We start from the raw sequence: 22,091 nt of genomic DNA, 5'->3' as shown, positions 1-22,091 counted from the left end.
ATCTTAATAACTTTCAGAAGTGCTCGTCAATTTCTTGTCCTTTAATGATATGAAAAGACGTTAGACTTGATCTGTAGTATACTAGGTTTGAAGAATGTTTAATTGAGGTGAAGCTATGGACCATCCAAAAAAGTTTGTTAGAGAACCTTTCTCTTTTCAGTCGAAAACGCTTTATTTAGAAGGCCCATTACAACCAAATGAAATTGAAGCATTAGACTATCATGAAGCACTCGTTTCTTTCCGCCCTGCTGAAGCGCAAAAAAAAGCGCTAATCGAAATAGCTGAACTTCCCGAAGGAAGAATCAATGTCATTCGTGACGATCAGAAAATTGTCGGTTACGTCACCTTCGTTTATCCTGACCCACTTGAGCGCTGGTCAGAAGGGAAAATGGAAAACCTAATTGAACTTGGTGCGATTGAAATTGCACCTGAATATCGCGCAAATGGTTTAGGTAAACAGTTGCTCCAGTTATCAATGAAAGACCCTGCAATGGAAAACTATATTATTATAACAACAGAGTACTATTGGCACTGGGATTTAAAAGGAAGCGGTCTCGATGTTTGGGAATATCGCAAAGTAATGGAAAAAATGATGAATGCAGGCGGACTCATTTGGTTTGCTACAGATGATCCAGAAATTAGTTCACACCCTGCTAATTGTTTAATGGCACGTATTGGTGCGAATATTGATCAAGCATCTATGGAACAGTTTGATCAGCTTCGTTTTGTTAACCGCTTTATGTATTAACGAACGAGAGGAGGTTACGCTTTGCTTAGTAAGCAGGGTAAAAACAAATGAAACTACAACTTATTATGCGTACAAACGTTTATACACTTTCTCCAACCGATTCAATACAAGACGCTATTGATTTAATGGAGCAGAAATCCATTCGTCATATTCCCATTGTATACGAGGATGAGAAACTCGTCGGTATCGTATCTGATCGAGATATACGCGATAGTAGACCCTCTATCCTTATGCCATTAAATGAAAAAGACCTTTTTTTGAAACCGATTTCATCTATAATGGCATCTCCTGTTTTAACAGCACATGAAGACGACGATGTACAAGAAACAGCTAAGATATTCTATCAACATCGGATTGGCTGCTTACCAATAACCGCTAATGAACGCTTGGTAGGAATTATTTCAGAGTCAAATATTCTGTCCAGCTTGACAGCACTCCTTGGTGCAGACCGCCCAACGTCTGTAATTGAAGTATGTGTGCAAAATTATCCTGGAATGCTTGCAGATGTGGCAACGATTTTCAAAGATGTTGGTGTGAACATTGTTAGTGCTGTGGCGTACCCAAGTCAAAAAGCAAACTACCATATGCTTTCTTTTCGTGTTCAAACGATTGATCCAAGAAAAGTTATTCAGAAGCTTGCCGACAGTGGCTATGACGTATACGGACCATCCCTCCCATCCATTGGAGGTGAACGTTCATGACGAAAGAGCGTTCTGCTTTTATTTATGGGGCAGATGCGTATCCATACAAGTTTAGTGATACACATCCATTTCATCCTCTTAGGCTTCAACTGACCCACTCTTTACTTGAGTCAATAGGTGCTTTAAAAGGCGTAGACATCATTTCACCAGAGCGGGCAACTGATGAGCAGTTAGCCTATATTCATGATCCTAACTTTATTGAAGCTGTTAAAGAAGGCGGAAAAGGATCACTTGATACAGTTAAAGCTCAAACATTTGGATTAGGAACCGAAGACACGCCTGTATTTCCTCATATGCATGAAGCATCTTCTTATTTAGTCGGAGGGACGATTGCTGCCTGTGACGCAGTATTACGAGATGGATACGAGCATGCATTCCATCTTGGAGGAGGCTTACATCACGGCTTTAGAGGACGAGCATCTGGTTTTTGTGTCTACAATGATTCTTCTATTGCCATTGAATATATGCGGCGTAAATACGGCGCTCGCGTACTATATGTTGATACAGACGCCCATCATGGAGATGGTGTTCAATGGGCTTTTTATGAAGACTCTGATGTCTGTACACTAAGTATTCACGAGACTGGGCGTTATTTATTTCCAGGAACAGGGCATGTGACAGAGAAAGGGTCTGGAGAAGGCTACGGTTATTCCATTAATATTCCGCTAGATGCTTTCACAGAAGATGACTCCTTTCTTTATGCTTACCGCAAAGCACTAAAAGAGGCCGTAACATTTTTTCGTCCGGATATCATCTTAACGCAAAATGGAGCAGATGCGCATTATTATGATCCATTGTCTCACCTCCACCTCTCTATTCAATCATTTCGTGAAATTCCAACCATTGTGCATGAGTTGGCACATGAATATTGTGATGGTCGCTGGGTAGCAATTGGCGGGGGTGGCTATGACAAGTGGCGCGTGGTTCCGAGAGCTTGGTCTTACATTTGGCTAGCAATGACTGATCAGCTTCACCTGGCTAAAGAACGTATACCAGCATCTTGGTTACAGCAGTGGCAAAAAGAAGCAGCGGAAATCCTTCCTTCTACTTGGTCAGACCCATCATTTCCGGTTATCCCACGTAAAACCGAAATTACCGAAAAAAACCGACTTACTGTTGATAAAGCTCTTTATCATATTCGACGTGAACAAGAAAAAAAATGATTGGCTCCAGCCAATCATTTTTTTCTTTATTTTGTTGAATCTCTGCTTTCAATACGATGAGGTAATGTAACAGTTGACTCTGAAACTTCTTCTTTGTTCATCAATTTCGTTAACAGACGCATGGATACAGCCCCTATATCATACAAAGGCTGAACAACCGTTGATAGTGTAGGGCGAACCATTGTCGCTAAACGTGTGTTATCAAATCCAACTACTTCATAATCTTCAGGAACGTGCAACCCTTTATCTTGAATACCATGAATAACTCCGAGTGCCATTTCGTCATTTGAAGCAAAAATGGCTGTAGGCTTTTTCTCAAGTTCTACAAAAGAATCCATTGCTTCAATGCCTGAATCGTATGAGTAATCACCAATAACAATTAAATCCTCATCAAATTCAATCTTATTCTTCTCTAGCGCATTTCGATAGCCAGCAAATTTTTGGTAGCCGTTAATTGGATCTTCCAGTGATCCACTTAACATACCGATGCGCTCATGACCTTTATCAATTAAAAATTGAATAACGTCTTCTGCCGCTTTCGTGTAGTCAATATTAACAGATGGGAATGACTTCTCGCTGTCTAACGTTGCAGCTAACACAACCGGTACTGGTGACCGTTTAAATTGTTCTGCATGTTCATCTGTAATCTCTCCACCCATAAACACAATACCATCCACTTGCTTCTCAAGTAATGTGTTGATAAGATGAATTTCTTTATCTTTATTTTGATCAGAGTTACATAAAATAATATTATATTTGTACATCGTGGCGATATCTTCAATACCACGTGCTAGTTCTGAAAAGAAAATACTTGAAATATCTGGAATGATCACACCAACTGTTGTTGTACGTTTACTTGCTAATCCTCGTGCTACAGCATTAGGTCGATAGCCTAAACGTTCGATTGCCTCGAGAACTTTCTTTCTTGTTGTTGGTTTTACATTTGGATTTCCGTTAACAACCCTTGATACGGTTGCCATAGACACGCCTGCTTCTCTTGCTACATCATAAATGGTTGTATTCATATGTTTTACCTGCTAAACTTCAGCAGTTATCCTCCTTTTTATGATTTCTCAAATGTGTATTATTAAGTTCATTAAACTCTGTTTTTCAAACTTATTTCTTTTAAGAATACGATATACAAAGATTTAGTGCAATAAAAAAGCTCATTATCACAAACATTTTCATAAATGAAAAACAGTTTTCTTTTTTATGGAAAACAGTTGAAGCGCTATCATTACTAATGTGCCCGTTTTTAGTAAACTTTAAACAAACGATTTAAATAAGTGGAACGAAGTAAAAAGAACAAAAAAAGAAAAAAGCGCAAATGCGCTTTTTTCTTTCGACCATGATTAAGATTGAGTCAGAGTCACTGCTTGTTTAATTAAACCTGATGATTCTAACGCAGTCATAAATGTATTAAACTCATCAAAGTTCATTTGTTGAGCAGAATCAGATAACGCAACAGCTGGGTCTGGGTGCACTTCAGCCATTACCGCGTCTGCGCCAATAGCAAGTGCTGCTTTTGCAGTAGGAAGCAATAGGTCTTTTCTTCCTGTTGAATGGGTAACATCAACCATTACAGGCAAATGAGTTTCTTGTTTTAAAATTGGAACGGCAGAGATATCAAGCGTATTTCTTGTTGCTTTTTCATACGTTCGAATACCTCTTTCACATAGCATCAATTGGTCGTTTCCTTTCGACACCACGTATTCTGCTGCATGAATAAATTCTTCTATCGTCGCCGATAGTCCACGTTTTAATAAGACTGGTTTTTTAACAGAACCCGCTGTTTTTAAGAGCTCAAAGTTTTGCATGTTGCGTGCTCCAATTTGAATCACATCTACGTAATCCAATGCTAGTTCAATATCTTTTGGTGTAACAATTTCACTGACAACGGCCATATCAAGCTCATCAGCAACACGCTTTAAAATTTTCAGCCCTTCTAAACCAAGCCCTTGGAAATCATAAGGTGATGTTCTTGGTTTAAAGGCACCGCCTCTTAATAGACGCTGGCCATGTTTTTTCATTTCTTTTGCAACAGCTAATACTTGCTCATAACTTTCTACTGCACATGGGCCAAAAACAAAACGTTGTTTGCCATCACCGATTGTTTCACCCTTTACATTAACGGTTGTATTTTCAGGGTGCCTTTTTCGAGAAACGAGAAGTGCTTTACTATTATCTTCTTCTTGAAGCTCTAAGCTTGCTTTAAAAATTTGCTTAAATAAATGTTGAAGGGTTCCTGTTTCAAATGGACCGCTATTGTGCTCTGCAATATGATCGAGCATTTTTCTTTCACGTACTGGATCAAATCGAGCAATGCCCTGCTGTCTTTTTACTTCACCAATTTCTTTAACAAGACGAGCCCGCTTGTTAATTTGTTCAAGTAAATCTAAATTCACCTTATCTAACTGATCTCTTAGTTCGTCTAGCTGATCGTGACTCATTTCTCTCCACCTCTCCAATGTTCTTTGTTTTATTCTGTTTATTATAACGAAGACATTGCAAAAAGTCACGACTTTTTTCTTTATTACTTAAACGCTTTTATGCACTAAAGTAAATAAACGATAAAAAGAGTGGGCTTTACCCACTCATCGTTCATTATTTTTTTGCCGCTTGCTTTGCTTTCTTTTCAGCATCTTTTACTTCACTTTTAACAGTTTCGGAAATGTTTTTACCAGCTTCTTCAGCATCTTCTTTTAAATCTTTCGCTAAACTCTTAGCCTCTTCTACTTGGTTTTCCGCTTCTTCTTTTGCTGTAGCACTTAAATCTTTCACTTTATCTACTACTTGCTGTGACTGATCTGTTACCGCTTTTGCTAAATTCGATGATTTCTCTTTAGCAATGTCAGCCCACTCATTTCCTTTTTCATACACATCGCTTGTTAGCTGCGCTGTTCTTTCTTTTGCGTTATACGCTTGCTCACTAATATCGCTGCGAAGTTCTTTTCCTGACTTCGGCGCTAGAAAAAGTGCTGTAGTTGCTCCTACAATTCCACCTACTAATGTACCAATTAAAAAGTCTTTTGTATTCATGTCACCCATTTTAAAGTTCCTCCCTAGAATGTTTTTGTTCTAATTGTTGTTTGCGTTGCTTAAACTTTGTATAGAAATCTAAAACAGCCTGACCCCATTGAATGGCTTGAGAAACTGTTTCAGCATTTCGACTAGTTTCTGCGTTCACTTTCGTTGTTACTTGTCTAACCGATTGGTTAACTGACTTTAATGATTCTCCTAAGTCTTTCGATGAGTCGAATAGTACTTGAAGTGAATCAGACTTGCGTTGAACATCATCGGCTAAAGCGTTTGTTTTCTTTAAAAGCTGTTCTGACTCGGTTGTAATACCTTTCATCTGCACTTCAAGTGATTTAATCGTTGCTGAAGTTTGTTCTAATGTCTTCGTTGTCGATTTCAGCGTTATGATTACGTAAATAACAAAAAGTGCAATTGCTATCGCAATAATGAATACACTTATGTATAGCAAAGCTTCCAATTAGCATACCCCCTCCTCTTGTTCTTTACCCAATTTTACTATCTTAAAACAAAAGATTCAAATTAGGGGTTGGAAAAAGTAATTCGACACCTTCAGTTAAATTCCTTCTTACTTGCATGATGAATTGGTTAAAAAACAAAGCAAAAAAGGTAACCAATATTCTCGGTTACCTCTTTATACCCTCAATAGACAGAAACTATGCATTAGCCGCTCTTTTTCTGACTAATCTCATACGCTTTTTGATATTTTTGTATATCCCCGGCTCCCATGAATAAAAGTACTTCATGCTCATGAGCTTGCAAACCGTCAATATCCCCTTCATTCATAAGGTGACTTCCATTAATGAGCTGTTGCAACTGCTCTATCGTAAGGGAACCTTGGTCTTCTCTTGCTGAGCCAAAAATATCACACAAATACACCGTATCCGCTTGGCTAAGAGCATCAGCAAATTCTTGCAAAAAAGCTTTAGTACGTGTAAAGGTGTGCGGTTGAAAAATCGCTGTTACTTTTCGATTTTTATATTTTTTCTTTGTTGCTTCAATCGTTGCAGCAATTTCAGTTGGATGATGAGCATAGTCGTCAATCAATACTTGCGAGCCGAATACTTTCTCACTAAACCTTCTTTTTACACCTGCAAATGTTTTCAAGTGCTTGGTTACATCCTCATACTGAAGACCTTCATAATGACATAGCGCAATAATTGCTAGCGCGTTCTTCACATTATGGTCGCCAAAACCAGGAATTAAGAACGTGCCGTATAGGTCACCACGAATATAAACATCGAATACAGTGCCTTCATCTGTGCTTTTAATCTCTCTTGCCTGAAAATCATTGTCTTCATTTAGCCCATAATACAATATAGGTACATTGGCTTTGAGTTCTTGTAAATGTTCATCATCACCACAAGCAATGATTGCTTTCTTTACTTGACTTGCCATTTCCTGAAAGGCATTAATTACGTCTGCTACACTTGAAAAATAATCTGGGTGATCAAAGTCAATATTCGTCATAATGCAGTAATCAGGAGAGTAATTTAGAAAATGACGACGATATTCACATGCTTCAAAAACGAAATAGTCAGAGTTACTCGTACCTTTCCCAGTTCCGTCACCTATCAAATAAGAGGTAGGTTTTATTGAGCCTAATACGTGAGCAAGTAAACCAGTAGTCGATGTTTTACCATGAGAGCCTGTAATGGCTACACTAGTGAATTGCGAAATAAATGTTCCTAAAAACTGTGGATATACATCTACTTTTAAACCTAACTCACGAGCACGAATAATTTCTTCATGTGTCTCCCCATAGGCTGCTGACATAATGACGTGCTGTTGTTCTTTAATATTCTCTGCTGAAAAAGGGAGTAAAGGAATCCCTTTTTGTTCTAATGGTTTCTGGGTGAAAATCGTTTCTGTAATGTCCGATCCTTGAACGTCTTCTTCCATATCATCTAATATTTGTGCCAAAGCACTCATACCAGAGCCTTTAATTCCGGTAAAATGGTATGTTGTCAATGATAAAGCCTCCAATCTAAGCCCTAGGTTTCTCTAGGTGCAGATCCAATCACTAAATTTCCGCTAATAATGGTTAGTATATGCCGTAACCGTTAAAAGGTCCGATCAATCATACTAATCCATCGCTTTCCAATACATATCATATATAAATTTTGTATATTTCTCAAGTTCAAGCTAAATCTGATTCCTTTAACTGATCCTCTGTTGCAAGTACCGTTCTTGGCTTACTACCCATAGCACCTGATATAACCCCTCTTTGTTCCATCATATCGATAAGCCTTGCTGCTCGGTTATAGCCTACACGAAAACGACGCTGAATACTCGAAGCTGAAGCAGAACCTTGCTCGACAACAAAGTAGCAAGCATCTTCAAACAGTTCATCAGCCTGTTCCGTTTGCTCAAACACCTTTTCAATCGTCTCACTCTCAAATGCATAGTTAGGTGTTCCTTGCTTTTTCACATACTCAATGACGGCTTCAATTTCATCGTCGGAAACGAATGTACCTTGAACTCGTACAGGTTTGGAAGCACCATTTTCATGAAACAGCATATCTCCTCTGCCAAGTAAACGTTCAGCGCCCCCCATATCTAAAATGGTTCTTGAATCGGTTTGAGACGAGACAGAAAACGCAATTCGAGTAGGAATGTTCGCCTTGATGAGTCCTGTTATAACATCAACTGAAGGTCTTTGCGTAGCTAAAAGCAAATGAATTCCACATGCCCTCGCCTTTTGAGCAATACGGCATATTGCATCTTCGACATCTTGAGGTGATACCATCATAAGGTCAGCTAGCTCATCGATTACAACAAGGATATATGGAAGCTTGTCATAACGTTCGTTGTACTTCTCGATGTCCCGAACCCGCATTTGACTAAAGAGCTCGTACCGTCTTTCCATTTCTTGAACAACCCATTTTAATGACGCTGTAGCTTGCTTCGGATCTGTAATGACAGGTGCAAGCAGATGGGGTATATCGTGATATGGAGCCAGTTCAACCATTTTCGGATCAACTAAAAGAAGCTTTAATTCTTCTGGAGAAGCTTTATACAATAGGCTAATCAAAATTGAGTTTATACATACACTTTTTCCCGAACCAGTAGCTCCTGCCACAAGCCCATGAGGCATTTTATTAAGATCTGTCACAACAGGGTTACCAGATATATCAAGACCTAATGCTGCAGTTAAGGGAGAAGTTGGGTTTCGAAATACATCTCTTCGCAAAATTTCCCTTAACATAACCGGGTTTGAAGTTCGATTAGGCACTTCAATGCCGATAGCGTTCTTACCAGGAATTGGTGCTTCAATTCGTATATCTTTAGCAGCAAGTGACAACTTGATGTCATCTGTTAGATTTGTAATTTTATTTACTTTTACGCCTCGTGCAGGTTGAATTTCAAAGCGAGTCACAGCTGGACCTTTAGTACGATTGACCACTTTTGCATCTACATGAAAACTTTGAAGGGTTTCCTCTAGTAAAGTAGCTTGTTCATCGAGCCAAGCACCATCATCATCTGTCGTTCGCTCCGGATATAAAAGCAGTTTGAGCGGTGGCGGTTCATAAGCACTCGTTCTTTTTTGCTCTTGATACTCTTTTTTCTTCCTGCGATCTGAAGGTAACATTAACACATTAAATGGGATTTCTTTTCGATGCTCTTTCGCGTCGCTCCCCTGAGAAGGTGCCTGTTTCACATGTCGCTGCTGCTGGTGTTCTGATACAACCAATTGATTAGTTGCTTGCCTTTGCTCTCCTTCATCTTGTTCCACAGCTTGGTTTGAGATACCTTCTTGTTCCACAGCTTCAACTTGTTTTAGCTCTTCCTTTTCTTGAACAGCGATTTCCGTGTCAGCTTGTTTCGATTCTGTGTCTTCTTGTTCCACAGCTTCAACTTGTTTTGGCTCTTCCTTTTCTTGAACAACGATTTCTGCATCAGCTTGTTTCGATTCTGTGTCTTCTTGTTCCACAGCTTCAACTTGTTTTAGCTCTTCCTTTTCTTGAACAGCGATTTCTGCATCAGCTTGTTTCGATTCTGTGTCTTCTTGTTCCACAGCTTCAGCTCGCTTAGACGCTATCTCTTTTGACACAACCGTTCTGCTCGATTTCAGTATAGGCAAAACAGTTTGATCCGTTGTATGAAAACGTGTTGATTCTTTCTTGTCATCTGAACCGTATGTAGTCTGCTTTTCAGCCTTTAAACCTTCTTTCTCAGCCAACTGCTCTGACGTCTTTCTCACTATCGCAACATCTTCAAAATGTTCCGCATGCTCGGCATCTACTTTCGGCTGAAGAGACTGATGAACATCTTCTTGGTCACTCTCTTGACTAAGATGATGATCCTTTTCATTTATACGCTCCATAAATGTCTGTTGCGACTGTCGCGTAGTACGTAATAACCAATTGTAATCACTATTATCTCGTATCGGATCTTTAGGTAGTCCATGTATAGGAGATGGCGTAGCTGTCGGTTTAAAATTGCCTTGAAAGAAAGTTGAATTCCCTACATTCGTCACACGGTTATTCAAACTCTTTTTTGAGTGCTTTCCACTACTTTGCTCATTTTTATTAACTGCTTCTTTCGTACCTTTATCATTGTGATGGGCATACCCATAATAAAACGTCATCCGCGCTTCTTCTAATTCTTCTTCTTTAGTGTTCTTGCTACGCATTTGTTCATTACGTTCGTCATGGATGAGGGGTTTTTCTAGTTCCGAGTCTCTTTCCTCGTCGTCCCCTTTAAAAAAACGTGCCCACTTATTCCAAATACTCATCTTTTCACCACCTGATGTCAAAGAGCTGGCAGTCGTAAGAAAGCCAGCCCCCCATTTACAATTATAGAAATGCAGAACCTACAACTTTATCCTCAGGTAAAACAAGTATGCCTTTTTCTGAAGGGGCATCTTGTAGGCCTAACTCTTTTGCGGAGCAAATCATACCGTAAGACTCTTCTCCTCGCAATTTTGCCTCTTTAATGACCATCCCACTCGGCATAACTGCACCAACTTTTGCAACAACAACTTTTTGACCTGCTTTTACGTTTGGAGCACCACATACGATTTGCACGGTTTCGTCTCCAATATTTACACGACACACAGATAACTTGTCGGCGTTCGTATGTTGTTCACAGGCATCGATATAGCCTACAACAAATAAAGGCTTCTGCTCTAAATCAAGTTTAATCACTTGACCATTTTCCTTTGCCGCCTTTTTAAGAAGAGTTTGAAGCTCTTCTGTTAAGTCAATCGCACCTTCACCATCAATCGTTCCGTAATTTGAAGCATTTAACACATTTATTCCTACTACTTCCCCAGATTCACGTTTACTAATTTGTACAAAATCACCATGTTGCTCAACGAATCGATCGTCGATGCCTACTTGCTCTTTCACAAGTAATAAAACATCGCCAATTCCTTTTTTGTTATAAAAAGCGTTCATCTTCTTCTCCTCTTGCTACAATTATGTGTAGCGTTTCTAGTATACTGAATCCTGTTCGGATGTACTATCGGTCTTTAGGCTTTTTTTGTGCCAAAATAAACACAGGCTCAAGTTCGCCATTTTCGACAGCGAAAGGCAATGCCGTTACTGGAATGCGACCTGTCCTAAAAAATTGCAAGGCCATTTGTCCTAACACATCGTAGCCAGTATGATTTTGAATGTCTGCAATAATTAAAGAATCTTGGTGTGGAATTGCCATAGCAAGTTCCCCTTGTACCTGTTGTTCCATTTTTTCAATGAATGATTGATCAAGCACTCTACTGGCATCATAACCATCGTTCGCACTCACAAAGTAAAACGTATTTCCAGCTACCTCATCCTTTTTTAATGGGCAATCAAGTGACCGCACGTTAAACAGCGCAATTTCTTTTAATTCTTTTATGCTTATTGGACTATTAGCTAGGAGCTGTTCGTCAAGTAAAGTGTACGTTTCACCTAAGTCAAGTGCATAATAAATTCTTGTCTCTGCCGTGTGCTCATCAAAAATTAATTTTTTACCGTCTTTCGTTTCTTCTGGGAATGACGCCGCACGAATAACTGGGAAAATTTGTTTCTCTTTCCCTTCAAGCGAGATTTTTTCTTTCATTGATTCTAAACCAACTCGTACATGACGAATGGCTTCATCAATCGCATCATATTCTTTTCGCTCCCACCTTGCTAATAATGGTTTAAGCGCTAATGTCACACCTTTATTAATAGACGGATCCTCAACTCGTAACGTGCTTTCTTTATGATCATAACGGATGGTCCAGCCATCTCGTTGCAGTTTGTTTTCAATCTGTTTCCTAAAGGTTTGAAGATTCAATGTTAACCCTCCTTCTCTTTCTAAGTTTAACATGAATGTGGTCAAACGAAAAAGCTAGGAGGTGGTTTCACCTTCCTAGCCGACTTTTGTTTCCGCTTCTGTTAAGAATGTTTGAATTTCTTCTTCTGTTTTACGATCTTTTGAAACAAATCGTGCTACCTCTTTTCCTTCTGAAAAAGCAAGAAAGCTTGGAATACCAAAGATATCATGAGCAATGCATACATCTAACAATTGATCTCGATCAACGTAATAAAAAGTAAATGTCGGATAATCTACTTCTAATCGCGGTAAAAATGGTTCAATTACTCGGCAGTCTGGACACCAGTCAGCAGAAAATAAAAAGACAGCTGTTTCCGTTTCTTTAATTTTATTAAATTCCTCCACACTTGCTACATGTTCCATTTTAGCACCTCATTTTTCTTTTTGCATGATATTCATGTCATTTACGTTTATCCAGCCTTTTGTTCTCATCCACTCGGATAGAAGAAGAGCAACAATAGCTGGTATCACTACATAGCATACTACAACTTGGGCGAAAAGCAACCAGCTAAACCCCATTTCTGTAAAAGTCATAATTGGTCCAACTAGACCACTCGTTCCCATTCCTGCTCCTGCAGCATTGTTTACTAAACCAAATCCAATTGTCCCGATTGGTGCAGCTACAAAGCTTGCCACAGTAGGTGGGATAAGTATCTTTGGATTTTTTATAATATGAGGAATAAGGAGCATCGATGTCCCAATTCCGATAGAAAATAACCCGCTTACACGATTATCACGGTAGCTTGCTACTGCAAATCCGACCATTTGACCTGCACAACCGATTGCGGCAGCCGCAGCAGTCATTCCCGTTAAATCTAGCATAATTGCTATAGCCGCACTGGATATCGGTGCCGTCAGTGCCAACCCCATTAACACAGCAACAATGCCACTCATCACAAAAGGAGATTGAGTTGTTGCCCACGTGATTGCTTCTCCTATAGAAAGCATCACAAATTGTATTGGCGCACCAAGTAGGAATGCTACTGTATAGCCACTAACAATTGTTACAATAGGAGTAACAAGGATGTCTATTTTTGTTTCACCTGCAACCAGCTTTCCTATTTCAGCACCTACAACCGCAGCTAGAAAACTACCAGCAGGTCCTCCAAATAATGCACCAGCAGCGCCACAAACGACTGTCGCAAGCACAACAAAGTTTGGTGCTCCTAATGCTAAAGCCACGGCAGCACCTATAGCCGCACCATACAAGTCCATTGTAAATTGACCGAGCTCAATTACGTGCTCAAGCTGAAGCTGTTCTCCAATCGTTCGAATCATAATGCCAATAATTAATGTCGCAAATAAACCAAACGTCATTTGCCCCATCGCTTTTATAAAATAGGTACGAAGAGAAGGATTTACACCTTTTTTAGTTAAAAACGCTCGCATCGCTCACACTCCAGAAGTTATTCTTACCCTATTTAGAATACGACATGTCTTTTCATGTGACAAGACATTCAAAAAGGTTTTATTTTCTTTTTTTAGGATATCCATTACTATAGAGAAATAAGTAAAAAGGAGCATCTATATGGAACTGACTGTTTATTTAGCTGGAGAAATCCATTCTAATTGGCGTAAAGAAATAAAGGATTTAGCAACCAAGCAAAACTTGCCGTTACAGTTTAAAGGGCCAATGGAAAATCATGACAAAAGTGATAAGATTGGCGAAATGATTTTAGGAAAACAGCCTTCGAACATGTTGACGGACGAAGCTGCTTCTTCCATTAATAACTTAAGAACCCAACTACTGATGAAGAAATCAGACGTAGTTATCGCTTTATTTGGAGAAGAGTATAAGCAATGGAACACGGCTATGGATGCTTCAAGAGCAATAGAAGCCGGTATTCCTGTTATCTTAATTCGTCCCGAAAAATTACACCATGCTTTAAAAGAGTTAGCAAATAAAGCTCAAGTCGTTGTTGAAACGCCTGAGCAAGCTATTGACATCTTAGCTTATGTGTTTGCAGAAGAATAACCTTTATTATAAAAAAGCAATCGCTTAAAGCGATTGCTTTTTTACTGATTGAATTGATACATTCCATAACAACTCTCTACAATATGAGCAAACATTTGTTTGCGTGTTATACGCCCATTTGTTAATAGGCCAACTGCACCATCTTTTTTGCCGATATCATTTCCTATGATATGTGACAGTTCTTTCCCAGCTTCAAGTCCAGTCGTATATTCCCTCGGTAAAGGAAGACTTAAACCAGATGCAGCGTATACTTGTCCATCTTTGGTCACCATGACTCCCCAATTACATAAGTAGTAAAAACCTTCATGTAAATAAACGCCGCCCTCTAGACCAATTCCAACATCAGCGTCAATCTTCTCTCTCGCATATTGTGCTCGATTTAACGCCCCTAACTTTGTTTCATTATTTGAAAATGGCTGGTCTGAAACACCTGATGGTGCAGAGACCGTTTCCATTTTAATCGGTTCCTTAAGCAACGTTTCTTTTACTGCAAAAACTTTTGCTGGGTTTTTTGTACCTATTGCTAACGTAATCATTCGTATGACGTTAAGCTTTCGTATGTTGATTGATCTGTTGAGCGAACAAGTTTGACCAGTAGCTCTTTTGCTGCAGCGTAGTCATCAACATGTAAGATGGATGAAGAAGTGTGAATATAACGTGCGCAAACCCCAATCACAGCCGACGGTACTCCATCACCTGATGTATGGATGCGGCCAGCATCTGTTCCACCTGGAGAAATAAAGTATTGGTAAGGAATGTTATTGGATTCCGCTGTATCTAAAACAAAATCACGCATTCCTTTATGAGTAATCATTGTACGATCGTGAATTCGAACAAGCGCACCTTTTCCTAACTGACCAAATGCGTCTTTTCCACCAGTAGCATCGTTGGCAGGACTAGCATCAAGCACATAGCTTAAATCAGGTTCAATTAAATGTGCTGCTGTTGCTGCGCCTCTAAGCCCAACTTCCTCTTGAACTGTCGCTCCTGAGAATAACGTATTTGGAAGAGATTCCCCTTTTAATTCTTCTAATAATTCAATTGCAAGGCCAACACCATAACGGTTATCCCACGCTTTTGCCATGATTTTCTTCGGGTTTGCCATTGGCGTAAACGGGCACTCTAGCGCAATCGGTTGTCCTGGTTTTATTCCTAAAGCCAAGCAATCTTCTCGATCGTCAGCACCAATATCAATATACATTTCTTCAATTGGCATTGGCTTTGAGCGCTGTGCATCTTGAAGAAGATGAGGTGGTGTTGACCCTATAACACCGACAATTGGTCCTTTGTCTGTGATAATCTGCACTCGTTGGGCAAGAAGAACTTGTGACCACCAACCGCCTAATGTTTGAAATTTAATTAAGCCCTTTTCATTTATCGATGTCACTAAAAATCCAACTTCATCCATATGACCTGCCACCATTACCTTTGGACCAGCTGAATTCCCTCTTAATACACCAAAAATACTGCCTAATTTATCTTGGACAATTTCGTCGGTATGCTTTAATAATTCTTGTTTCACGTATGCCCTTACATCGTGTTCAAAACCTGGAGGACCTACAAGCTCCGTTAGTGTTTTAAACATTTGTTTTGTTTTATCGTTCATTTTGAACCTCCTACAAGCTAGTATCTTTACTATTTTACAAAACTTCATATTGATAAGCTAGCAAATGATTTTATTCCTTATAAAGGCTTATGAAAGAAAAGTTACTTTTCTTACAAAAAATGTGGTATCGTAATGTTGCGTACATAAGAGATGGTTTTTAATTTCTAGTTTAAGGGGATAGCAATACTTGTCTACTATTCCTGTGCAATTGGTTCCCATTTACTTTTTATACAAGGAGAGGTTCTATTTGAAACGTTTTTCGATCGGCATTGGTGTAGGTGTGTTAATTGGTGTGCTTGCTTCAAAAGCTTGTCAAACAACAGAATTAAAGCCTGAACAAGTTCTTAAAAAAGTGAAAGCGGTTGTGAAGCAAGAATATATCATCAATGGATCTTGGATTCATATGCAATCTGAAACCGTCGAACATCTTGGCTTAACCTATCAAGTCTATCGCGGTGGGCTTACAAGCTCAACCGTGGACGGCCCAGTACAATATGAATTTGTTGCAGATGTAGAAAGTGGCGTACTTTTAAAGCTCGATCAAATTTAATAAATAAAAAAACAAGCCTATGTAGGCTTGTTTTTTTAATAGGTTGCTTCTAAACGGTATATGCGATCGCCTTTTGCTGAGAATTTCTCTTCATACTCTGTCATCATATTGCCTTCTATGTTGCTTTTATGCAAATCAAGACTTACATTTTTGAATGCCATACCATAGCTGGACATGCTATGAAGTGAATACTCGAATAAGCCTTGATTATCAGTTTTAAAATGAATTTCTCCATTATTTGTTAACATACGGCGATACTTCTCTAAATAATAAGGATGCGTTAAACGCCTTTTAGCGTGGCGAGTTTTCGGCCAAGGATCTGTAAAGTTTATAAATACTCGTTCCACTTCACTTTCACCAAAAAATTCCTCTATATCACCAACATCTTCACTTAATAGCTTCACATTCATTAGCCCTGCTTGTTCTACATTTTCCATTGCTGTTAGTAGTACACTTTCGTAGCGTTCAACACCAATGAAATTAATGCCAGGGTGAGCCATCCCCATTTTTGTTAGAAACTGACCTTTCCCAGTCCCTACTTCAACGTAGATCGGGTTGTCGTTGTTAAACAGATCGTTCCAATTTCCTTTTTGAGTCGTAGGATCTTGAACTACAATAGCCGGACGCTTGCTTAATTCTTCCCTTGCCCAGGGCTTATGTCTTAAACGCATTGCAACTAACTCCTTTTCGTTAATACATGTATAATTTTCATTTTTTTACTCACGCTATAAAAAGGAGGGATCGTATGCCTTTATCAACGAACGATAAACTTTCATTAATAAAAGATCTATTACGAAGCCACCAATCTGAACATTTTCTGACTCGAAATGAACGTGAGCAGCTTACGCAACTCTTGTCTAATCTTGCAGATGAAACAACACTGGATTCGCGTATTTCTGATACTATTTCGCAAATTTCAAGTGCAAACCATACAGATACGCTAGATGCACAAGCAGTGAATATGTGGATAGAACAATTATAATTGGCTTATTTCCTAGGAAATAAGCCAATTTCTCTCAAACAAATAGCTCATCTTTTAACAGATGAGCTATCGATTAAATAAGACAAATTCTTTTCATAGCTACGTACTTGTTCTTCATTATGTCGACTATGATGCCATAGTAATTCTGATATCGAATGTGCGATCATATACCAATACATTCGTAACCGTAACGAATCTGTTAGCTCTTCTCCATAGGAATGGAGCCAAATCTCCCACTCTTCCTCTGGGATATACGTATAAAGCAATAACCCTAAATCAAGGGCCGGATCGGCAACTGTAGCACCGTCCCAATCAATTAAATATAAGTTGTCATGTTCATCACGCATCCAATTATTATGGTTTATATCGCCATGACAAACAGCATATTTTGTATCATCAAGTTGCCCAAGAAGCCTTTCTAATTCGCTTAACCCTCTATCAACGACTTCATTTTGAAGACAATAAAGCGATACTTGTAGGTGCATATTCTCAATCATAACTGACGGGATCAATGGTTTATTCCCCATACGCGTAAACATATCAAGCAAGTCTGCAGACTCATGAATATTGGCTAACAATTTAGCCGTACGAGCATGCCTCATTTCCTTTGCTTTTAGTTCTCTTCCTTGAATCCAACGCTGTGCGGTAATCACATCACCGCTCTCCAACCTCTTTGTCCACAATAATTTCGGGACAATTCCTTCAGCAGAAAGAACCGCAAGAAAAGGAGATGAATTTCGCTTTATGAATAATTGATAGTCGCCTTGTCTAGCAACATATGCTTCACCAGTTGCGCCTCCAGCGGGTAAGATATCCCAGCCTTCTCCTAAAAACAATTCCACCAGGTTCACCCTCAATTTCCTTTTCTTTTCTTCCGCTTCCTTACTGCCTTCGTTTAGTATACCTTAAATAAGACTGGAAAAAAAACCATTAAAAAAGCAGAGCACAGCAAAGTCTCTGCCATTAATCATGTAAGCTATAAAAATGGTTACAATTGAAGCGGCATCATGCATACTTGCATTTAATAGATAGGTCTTATGGTACCAAAAAGGTATAACGATCGTCAATGTGAGATTTCAAAAAAACAGTCGACTTCGCAGATAAAAATACCCTTTTAGATTGACAGCAGTTGAATAAGTTTGCTTCAATAGGGGAGTTATAAAACGACATACTTGTTAAGAAGGCCTTTAGAACGGAGGAACAAATCGTGCATCATCAGGAAAATCGAGCTATTTTACTTGTTACATGTCAAGATAAGCCAGGTATTGTATCAGCTATTTCGACTTTATTATTCCATCACCATGCAAATATCGTTCAATCGGATCAGTATTCAACAGATCCAGAACACGGGCGATTTTTTATGAGAGTTGAATTTGAATGGGAAGAATCAAAAGCAAACTTTCAATCCATACAAGAGGCGTTAAAACAAATTGCTCAAGAATATGCTTTCACATATAAAATAGAAAAAGCGAATCGAAAAAAACAAATGGCTATTTTCGTTTCTAAAGAAAATCATTGCTTATCAGAAATTTTATGGAAATGGAAAGCAGGTGAGTTGTATGCAGATATACCACTTGTTATTAGCAACCACAAAGACGCTCAAGAAGAAGTGGAATCGTATGGCATCCCGTTTTACCATATCCCTGCCACAAAAGAAAACAGAAAAGAAGCAGAAGAACAAGCTATTCAACTGTTAAAGGATCATCAGATTGAACTTGTGGTTCTCGCTCGTTACATGCAAATTTTATCGTCATCTTTTGTTTCTCAATTTCCAGAGAGAATTATTAATATCCACCACTCTTTCTTACCAGCCTTTATTGGGGCTAACCCTTACGTAAAAGCATTTGAACGTGGTGTTAAGCTTATTGGTGCTACCGCTCATTATGTAACAGACGATTTAGACGAAGGGCCGATTATTGAGCAAGATGTTATGCGCGTTGATCATCGCCACTCAGCTAAAGATTTAAAAATCGTCGGTCGAAACATTGAACGCATTGCACTTGCAAGAGCCGTTCAGTGGCATTTAGATGACCGCTGCATCGTTCATCAAAACAAGACGATTGTTTTCTAATGAATAAAGAGCTTACCGCCTTCCTGGCGATAAGCTCTTTTTCTGCTATTCATCATGTGCATAGATCATTTTTCTAGTCATACCACCATCAATGGTAAGTGTTTCTCCATTTATAAAATTATTATTTGGGTGGGCTAGAAATAAACAGGCTTCCGCAATATCTCTCGGTGTACCTACGCGGTTTGAAGGGTGTTGAGTATGGTCAATATCTCTTAATTGCTTGATATCTCCTGTGTGAATCCAACCTGGCGCAATGGCATTGACCGTTATCTGAGTATCTTGAAGGGACATTGCCATGGCATGGGTTAAGGCAGTTATTCCACCTTTAGATGCTGCATAGGCTTCTGAATTAGCCTCAGACATAAAAGCCCTAGTCGACGATATGTTTATGATGGAGCAGGACTCTTTTCTTTGTTTCATCGTTTTAGCAAAACCTTGGGAAAGCAAAAATGCGCTTGTTAGGTTAGTCTTTAGCACGTGGTTCCAGTCATCGAGAGTAAGGTCAAAAAAAGGTTTAAAGGTAGACACACCTGCATTGTTAATGAGAACAGATGGCGAACCATACTGTTGATGAATACCGTCTATAGCTGATTGAAGTTGCTCATGATCCGTTACATCTACTTGTATTGCATGGACTTGGTCATGTTCCCAATCTTGTTTTTCTTTGTCCATCGTGATGACGATGTAACGATTGTGGGCAAATGCTTTTGCTATTTCCTTCCCAATGCCATTTACACCACCTGAAATAACCATTAATCGCTTATCCATACTTCATCTCCTTTTTGTTCATTGTCCTTACTATTCCCCCCTTTAACCAAATGAAAAACGCTCTCGTTAATAGAGAGCGCTGTTTAACGCGTTAACCTTGTTCTAAAGCAAGTAATTCATGATTGATAAAAGTAAATTCCGCTTTTTCCATCGGAGCATCGATGAAAATCAGTTGTGGTCGATTATTAGGGGCTGGCAAACGATCCAATCCAAATGTTTGCTCCCATCGTTGTATACTCTCAGAAAGGTTTTTTTTCGCTTCTAAAAATGTATCACCAAATCCAACACATTCTTCCAATCCATATAGCTCTATCATAAGCTCAGTTGAACCAAGCCAATTATATACTTTTCTTACACGTAAATCATAGGTAGACATGAAGCTGCTCTGACGCATCAAATACCTCCTTTATTCCTGAACAGCCTTAAGCAATTTAACGGTCTATATACAATAATGTTTTTAACGTATTACGGACATAATTTTTAACACGACCTTTTTATTATAGCCCCTTCGACGGGTTGTTTCAATGCTGTTTACCATTAAATTTTCCAAATATCTATTATGATTTAATGATAATTGTCCTATACAAAGGGAAACTATAAGCAGAGTAAATAATCATTTTTGTTCGCATGTCGCAATCATTCCCTTTATAATGTGAAGCGTAGAGAAAGACATTACAATGAGGTGAAAACATGAAAGTTGTAAATAACGTTGCTGAATTAATTGGCGAAACACCATTAATTCGTTTAAACAAACTAGGAGATCCAAATGGTGCAGCCGTCTATTTAAAATTAGAGATGTTTAACCCAAGTGGCAGTGTAAAAGATCGTGCTGCTTATTCCATGATTGCACAAGCTGAGAAAGATGGATTCTTAAAAAAAGGTTCCACCATCATTGAACCAACATCTGGTAATACTGGAATTGGTCTTGCAATGAATGCTGCCGCTCGTGGCTACAGAGCTATATTGGTGATGCCTGATACAATGAGTCAAGAGCGTATCAATTTATTAAAAGCATACGGAGCAGAAGTTGTCTTAACAGAAGGCGACAAAAAAATGCCAGGCGCCATAGATAAAGCAAAACAATTAGTCAATGAAATTCCTGGAGCCTATATGCCCATGCAATTTGAAAATGAAGCAAATCCTGACGCACATCGAAAAACAACAGCATTTGAAATTAAAAAAAGCTTAGATTCTATTGGTGCTCATCTAGATGGCTTTGTTGCTGCATCAGGGACGGGAGGAACCATTACTGGAACCGGGGAATCCTTAAAGGAATTGTATCCGGAAGCCATTATTCATGTTGTTGAGCCAGCGGGTTCACCTGTCTTATCTGGTGGTAAACCAGGTCCTCACAAACTTGTTGGTACGAGCCCAGGCTTTATCCCTCCAATCTTAAACCAAACGGTTTATGACAAGATCAGACGAATAGACGATGAAAATGCCTATAAGACGACAAGAGATCTTGCACGATTAGAAGGGATCCTTGTTGGTCCTTCGTCTGGAGCAGCCTGTTTTGCGGCATTAGAATTAGCGAAGACAATGAGCACAGACCAGCACGTTGTTGCCATTGCCTGTGACACAGGAGAACGCTATTTATCAACAGACTTATTTCAGTTTGAAGACTAATACACAGGGAATGCATTTTCTTCATTCCCTTACATAATCTTTACAATTGAACCCGTAAAAGTATAATCGTTCGGCTTTAACATTACTTTTTGCTTACTTTCCAAGATTCTATCCAACAATTTACATGATTTCTTCTTTGCGCTTTTTATTGTTTTGGTGTAAACTATAAGTGTCTATATAAAGAGTACGTTTTTATATAGTCGATGCACGAAAATCAAGACCATCACCTCACCTTACCTAGCAATTTTTGACGACACTTTTTACTAAATGGTTTTCAACTTGCATAGGATTGGGTATAGGGATTTGAATTCATGTATAAAGAAGGAGTGGTTTTTTGCAAACTTCAACTGATCGTATGCTGACTCGAATTAAGTCCATCTACCTGTACATCAAACAGAAGGGAACTGTCACGACGAATGAATTAGTTGAAGAGTTCGGCATCACTCAACGAACCGTGCAGCGAGACTTAAATGTACTTGAATATAATAATCTTGTCGTTAGCTCAGCACGAGGTAAGTGGAAAGCAACGAGCAAAAAAACAAAGGTTTCATAATAAAAA

General features: G+C 39.0%; 25 protein-coding genes. 9 read left to right on the top strand and 16 right to left on the bottom strand.

Going from position 1 to position 22,091, the window contains the following annotated elements; translation table 11 throughout:
• Positions 1–115 precede the first annotated feature (115 nt).
• The 3 genes from BK583_RS06475 to BK583_RS06465 are packed head-to-tail and all read left to right on the top strand — an operon-like array spanning position 116 to position 2,612.
• Positions 116–748 (top strand): GNAT family N-acetyltransferase, encoded by a 633-nt coding sequence (locus tag BK583_RS06475; RefSeq protein WP_055736210.1) that lies wholly within the window; start codon positions 116–118, stop codon positions 746–748.
• A 47-nt stretch (positions 749–795) separates the two neighbouring features.
• Positions 796–1,449: an acetoin utilization AcuB family protein gene (locus BK583_RS06470; protein ID WP_055736209.1), complete on the top strand. Its 654-nt coding sequence runs from the start codon at positions 796–798 to the stop codon at positions 1,447–1,449.
• Positions 1,446–2,612, top strand: coding sequence for an acetoin utilization protein AcuC (locus BK583_RS06465; RefSeq protein WP_055736208.1), 1,167 nt, complete (start codon positions 1,446–1,448; stop codon positions 2,610–2,612). The genes BK583_RS06470 and BK583_RS06465 overlap by 4 nt, the downstream gene beginning before the upstream one ends.
• A gap of 26 nt (positions 2,613–2,638) precedes the next feature.
• Here BK583_RS06465 and ccpA read toward each other — a convergent pair whose 3' ends face one another.
• The 10 genes from ccpA to BK583_RS06415 form a co-directional block, all read right to left on the bottom strand.
• The gene (gene ccpA / locus BK583_RS06460) at positions 2,639–3,637 is read right to left on the bottom strand and encodes a catabolite control protein A (protein WP_038481999.1); all 999 of its coding nucleotides are present in this window, start codon (positions 3,635–3,637) and stop codon (positions 2,639–2,641) included.
• 327 nt (positions 3,638–3,964) lie between these two features.
• On the bottom strand, positions 3,965–5,062 hold the full coding sequence (locus tag BK583_RS06455; protein WP_055736207.1) for a bifunctional 3-deoxy-7-phosphoheptulonate synthase/chorismate mutase: 1,098 nt from the start codon (positions 5,060–5,062) through the stop codon (positions 3,965–3,967).
• 154 nt (positions 5,063–5,216) lie between these two features.
• Positions 5,217–5,660: a YtxH domain-containing protein gene (locus tag BK583_RS06450; RefSeq protein WP_038482005.1), complete on the bottom strand. Its 444-nt coding sequence runs from the start codon at positions 5,658–5,660 to the stop codon at positions 5,217–5,219.
• Between the two features lies 1 nt (position 5,661).
• Positions 5,662–6,108 (bottom strand): DUF948 domain-containing protein, encoded by a 447-nt coding sequence (locus tag BK583_RS06445; protein WP_035393898.1) that lies wholly within the window; start codon positions 6,106–6,108, stop codon positions 5,662–5,664.
• A gap of 203 nt (positions 6,109–6,311) precedes the next feature.
• Positions 6,312–7,619 carry a UDP-N-acetylmuramate--L-alanine ligase gene (gene murC / locus BK583_RS06440; RefSeq protein WP_055736206.1) on the bottom strand — a complete coding sequence of 436 codons (1,308 nt, stop codon included), beginning with the start codon at positions 7,617–7,619 and terminating at the stop codon, positions 6,312–6,314.
• Between the two features lie 169 nt (positions 7,620–7,788).
• Positions 7,789–10,386 (bottom strand): DNA translocase FtsK, encoded by a 2,598-nt coding sequence (locus BK583_RS21265; protein ID WP_078440072.1) that lies wholly within the window; start codon positions 10,384–10,386, stop codon positions 7,789–7,791.
• 61 nt (positions 10,387–10,447) lie between these two features.
• Positions 10,448–11,050 carry a YtpR family tRNA-binding protein gene (gene ytpR / locus BK583_RS06430; RefSeq protein WP_038482015.1) on the bottom strand — a complete coding sequence of 201 codons (603 nt, stop codon included), beginning with the start codon at positions 11,048–11,050 and terminating at the stop codon, positions 10,448–10,450.
• 64 nt (positions 11,051–11,114) lie between these two features.
• Complete coding sequence (locus BK583_RS06425; RefSeq protein ID WP_038482018.1) at positions 11,115–11,915, bottom strand: DUF1444 domain-containing protein; 801 nt, start codon at positions 11,913–11,915, stop codon at positions 11,115–11,117.
• A gap of 75 nt (positions 11,916–11,990) precedes the next feature.
• Positions 11,991–12,317, bottom strand: coding sequence for a thioredoxin family protein (locus BK583_RS06420; protein WP_038482021.1), 327 nt, complete (start codon positions 12,315–12,317; stop codon positions 11,991–11,993).
• A 9-nt stretch (positions 12,318–12,326) separates the two neighbouring features.
• Positions 12,327–13,343, bottom strand: coding sequence for a PTS sugar transporter subunit IIC (locus BK583_RS06415; RefSeq protein ID WP_055736204.1), 1,017 nt, complete (start codon positions 13,341–13,343; stop codon positions 12,327–12,329).
• 139 nt (positions 13,344–13,482) lie between these two features.
• On the opposite strand from BK583_RS06415, the gene BK583_RS06410 reads away from it, so the two are divergent.
• On the top strand, positions 13,483–13,929 hold the full coding sequence (locus BK583_RS06410) for a YtoQ family protein (protein ID WP_038482026.1): 447 nt from the start codon (positions 13,483–13,485) through the stop codon (positions 13,927–13,929).
• A 41-nt stretch (positions 13,930–13,970) separates the two neighbouring features.
• Here BK583_RS06410 and BK583_RS06405 read toward each other — a convergent pair whose 3' ends face one another.
• Complete coding sequence (locus BK583_RS06405) at positions 13,971–14,465, bottom strand: DUF84 family protein (protein ID WP_236702393.1); 495 nt, start codon at positions 14,463–14,465, stop codon at positions 13,971–13,973.
• Positions 14,462–15,535: a M42 family metallopeptidase gene (locus tag BK583_RS06400; protein WP_038482030.1), complete on the bottom strand. Its 1,074-nt coding sequence runs from the start codon at positions 15,533–15,535 to the stop codon at positions 14,462–14,464. Before BK583_RS06400 ends, BK583_RS06405 begins: the two co-directional genes overlap by 4 nt.
• A 247-nt stretch (positions 15,536–15,782) precedes the next feature.
• Here BK583_RS06400 and BK583_RS06395 point away from each other — a divergent pair, with 247 nt between their 5' ends.
• Positions 15,783–16,085: a hypothetical protein gene (locus BK583_RS06395; protein WP_055736203.1), complete on the top strand. Its 303-nt coding sequence runs from the start codon at positions 15,783–15,785 to the stop codon at positions 16,083–16,085.
• Between the two features lie 35 nt (positions 16,086–16,120).
• Here BK583_RS06395 and trmB read toward each other — a convergent pair whose 3' ends face one another.
• Positions 16,121–16,756 (bottom strand): tRNA (guanosine(46)-N7)-methyltransferase TrmB, encoded by a 636-nt coding sequence (gene trmB / locus BK583_RS06390; RefSeq protein ID WP_055736202.1) that lies wholly within the window; start codon positions 16,754–16,756, stop codon positions 16,121–16,123.
• A gap of 74 nt (positions 16,757–16,830) precedes the next feature.
• On the opposite strand from trmB, the gene BK583_RS06385 reads away from it, so the two are divergent.
• Positions 16,831–17,067, top strand: coding sequence for a YtzH-like family protein (locus tag BK583_RS06385; protein ID WP_055736201.1), 237 nt, complete (start codon positions 16,831–16,833; stop codon positions 17,065–17,067).
• A 47-nt stretch (positions 17,068–17,114) separates the two neighbouring features.
• Here the strand turns inward: BK583_RS06385 and BK583_RS06380 are convergent, their stop codons facing one another.
• Positions 17,115–17,909 (bottom strand): phosphotransferase family protein, encoded by a 795-nt coding sequence (locus BK583_RS06380; RefSeq protein WP_055736200.1) that lies wholly within the window; start codon positions 17,907–17,909, stop codon positions 17,115–17,117.
• A 365-nt stretch (positions 17,910–18,274) separates the two neighbouring features.
• Here BK583_RS06380 and purU point away from each other — a divergent pair, with 365 nt between their 5' ends.
• Entirely contained in the window at positions 18,275–19,138 is an 864-nt protein-coding gene (purU, locus tag BK583_RS06375) for a formyltetrahydrofolate deformylase (protein WP_095150532.1), read from the top strand.
• A gap of 45 nt (positions 19,139–19,183) precedes the next feature.
• On the opposite strand, the gene BK583_RS06370 is transcribed toward purU, so the two are convergent.
• Positions 19,184–19,906: an SDR family NAD(P)-dependent oxidoreductase gene (locus BK583_RS06370; protein ID WP_055736199.1), complete on the bottom strand. Its 723-nt coding sequence runs from the start codon at positions 19,904–19,906 to the stop codon at positions 19,184–19,186.
• 91 nt (positions 19,907–19,997) lie between these two features.
• Entirely contained in the window at positions 19,998–20,300 is a 303-nt protein-coding gene (locus tag BK583_RS06365; RefSeq protein ID WP_055736198.1) for a hypothetical protein, read from the bottom strand.
• A 296-nt stretch (positions 20,301–20,596) separates the two neighbouring features.
• On the opposite strand from BK583_RS06365, the gene cysK reads away from it, so the two are divergent.
• Positions 20,597–21,532 carry a cysteine synthase A gene (cysK, locus tag BK583_RS06360; protein WP_055736197.1) on the top strand — a complete coding sequence of 312 codons (936 nt, stop codon included), beginning with the start codon at positions 20,597–20,599 and terminating at the stop codon, positions 21,530–21,532.
• Positions 21,533–21,866: 334 nt separating this feature from the next.
• Positions 21,867–22,085 (top strand): DeoR family transcriptional regulator, encoded by a 219-nt coding sequence (locus tag BK583_RS06355; RefSeq protein WP_038482055.1) that lies wholly within the window; start codon positions 21,867–21,869, stop codon positions 22,083–22,085.
• The last annotated feature ends 6 nt before the right edge of the window (positions 22,086–22,091 follow it).

It is taken from the genome of Shouchella oshimensis (assembly GCF_002019765.1).
Lineage (GTDB): Bacteria > Bacillota > Bacilli > Bacillales > Bacillaceae_D > Shouchella > Shouchella oshimensis.
Note: the sequence above shows the minus strand (reverse complement) of the source record. Positions and strands in the feature narration are given on the sequence as shown.

Bases quoted from the DNA above. Each gene is read 5' to 3' on its own strand.
- BK583_RS06475 (WP_055736210.1), top strand. From the start codon at position 116: ATGGACCATCCAAAAAAGTTTGTTAGAGAACCTTTCTCTTTTCAGTCG.
- BK583_RS06470 (WP_055736209.1), top strand. From the start codon at position 796: ATGAAACTACAACTTATTATGCGTACAAACGTTTATACACTTTCTCCA.
- BK583_RS06465 (WP_055736208.1), top strand. From the start codon at position 1,446: ATGACGAAAGAGCGTTCTGCTTTTATTTATGGGGCAGATGCGTATCCA.
- ccpA (WP_038481999.1), bottom strand. From the start codon at position 3,637: ATGAATACAACCATTTATGATGTAGCAAGAGAAGCAGGCGTGTCTATG.
- BK583_RS06455 (WP_055736207.1), bottom strand. From the start codon at position 5,062: ATGAGTCACGATCAGCTAGACGAACTAAGAGATCAGTTAGATAAGGTG.
- BK583_RS06450 (WP_038482005.1), bottom strand. From the start codon at position 5,660: ATGGGTGACATGAATACAAAAGACTTTTTAATTGGTACATTAGTAGGT.
- BK583_RS21265 (WP_078440072.1), bottom strand. From the start codon at position 10,386: ATGAGTATTTGGAATAAGTGGGCACGTTTTTTTAAAGGGGACGACGAG.
- ytpR (WP_038482015.1), bottom strand. From the start codon at position 11,050: ATGAACGCTTTTTATAACAAAAAAGGAATTGGCGATGTTTTATTACTT.
- BK583_RS06420 (WP_038482021.1), bottom strand. From the start codon at position 12,317: ATGGAACATGTAGCAAGTGTGGAGGAATTTAATAAAATTAAAGAAACG.
- BK583_RS06415 (WP_055736204.1), bottom strand. From the start codon at position 13,343: ATGCGAGCGTTTTTAACTAAAAAAGGTGTAAATCCTTCTCTTCGTACC.
- BK583_RS06410 (WP_038482026.1), top strand. From the start codon at position 13,483: ATGGAACTGACTGTTTATTTAGCTGGAGAAATCCATTCTAATTGGCGT.
- BK583_RS06405 (WP_236702393.1), bottom strand. From the start codon at position 14,465: ATGATTACGTTAGCAATAGGTACAAAAAACCCAGCAAAAGTTTTTGCA.
- BK583_RS06400 (WP_038482030.1), bottom strand. From the start codon at position 15,535: ATGAACGATAAAACAAAACAAATGTTTAAAACACTAACGGAGCTTGTA.
- trmB (WP_055736202.1), bottom strand. From the start codon at position 16,756: ATGCGTTTAAGACATAAGCCCTGGGCAAGGGAAGAATTAAGCAAGCGT.
- BK583_RS06385 (WP_055736201.1), top strand. From the start codon at position 16,831: ATGCCTTTATCAACGAACGATAAACTTTCATTAATAAAAGATCTATTA.
- BK583_RS06370 (WP_055736199.1), bottom strand. From the start codon at position 19,906: ATGGATAAGCGATTAATGGTTATTTCAGGTGGTGTAAATGGCATTGGG.
- BK583_RS06365 (WP_055736198.1), bottom strand. From the start codon at position 20,300: ATGCGTCAGAGCAGCTTCATGTCTACCTATGATTTACGTGTAAGAAAA.
- cysK (WP_055736197.1), top strand. From the start codon at position 20,597: ATGAAAGTTGTAAATAACGTTGCTGAATTAATTGGCGAAACACCATTA.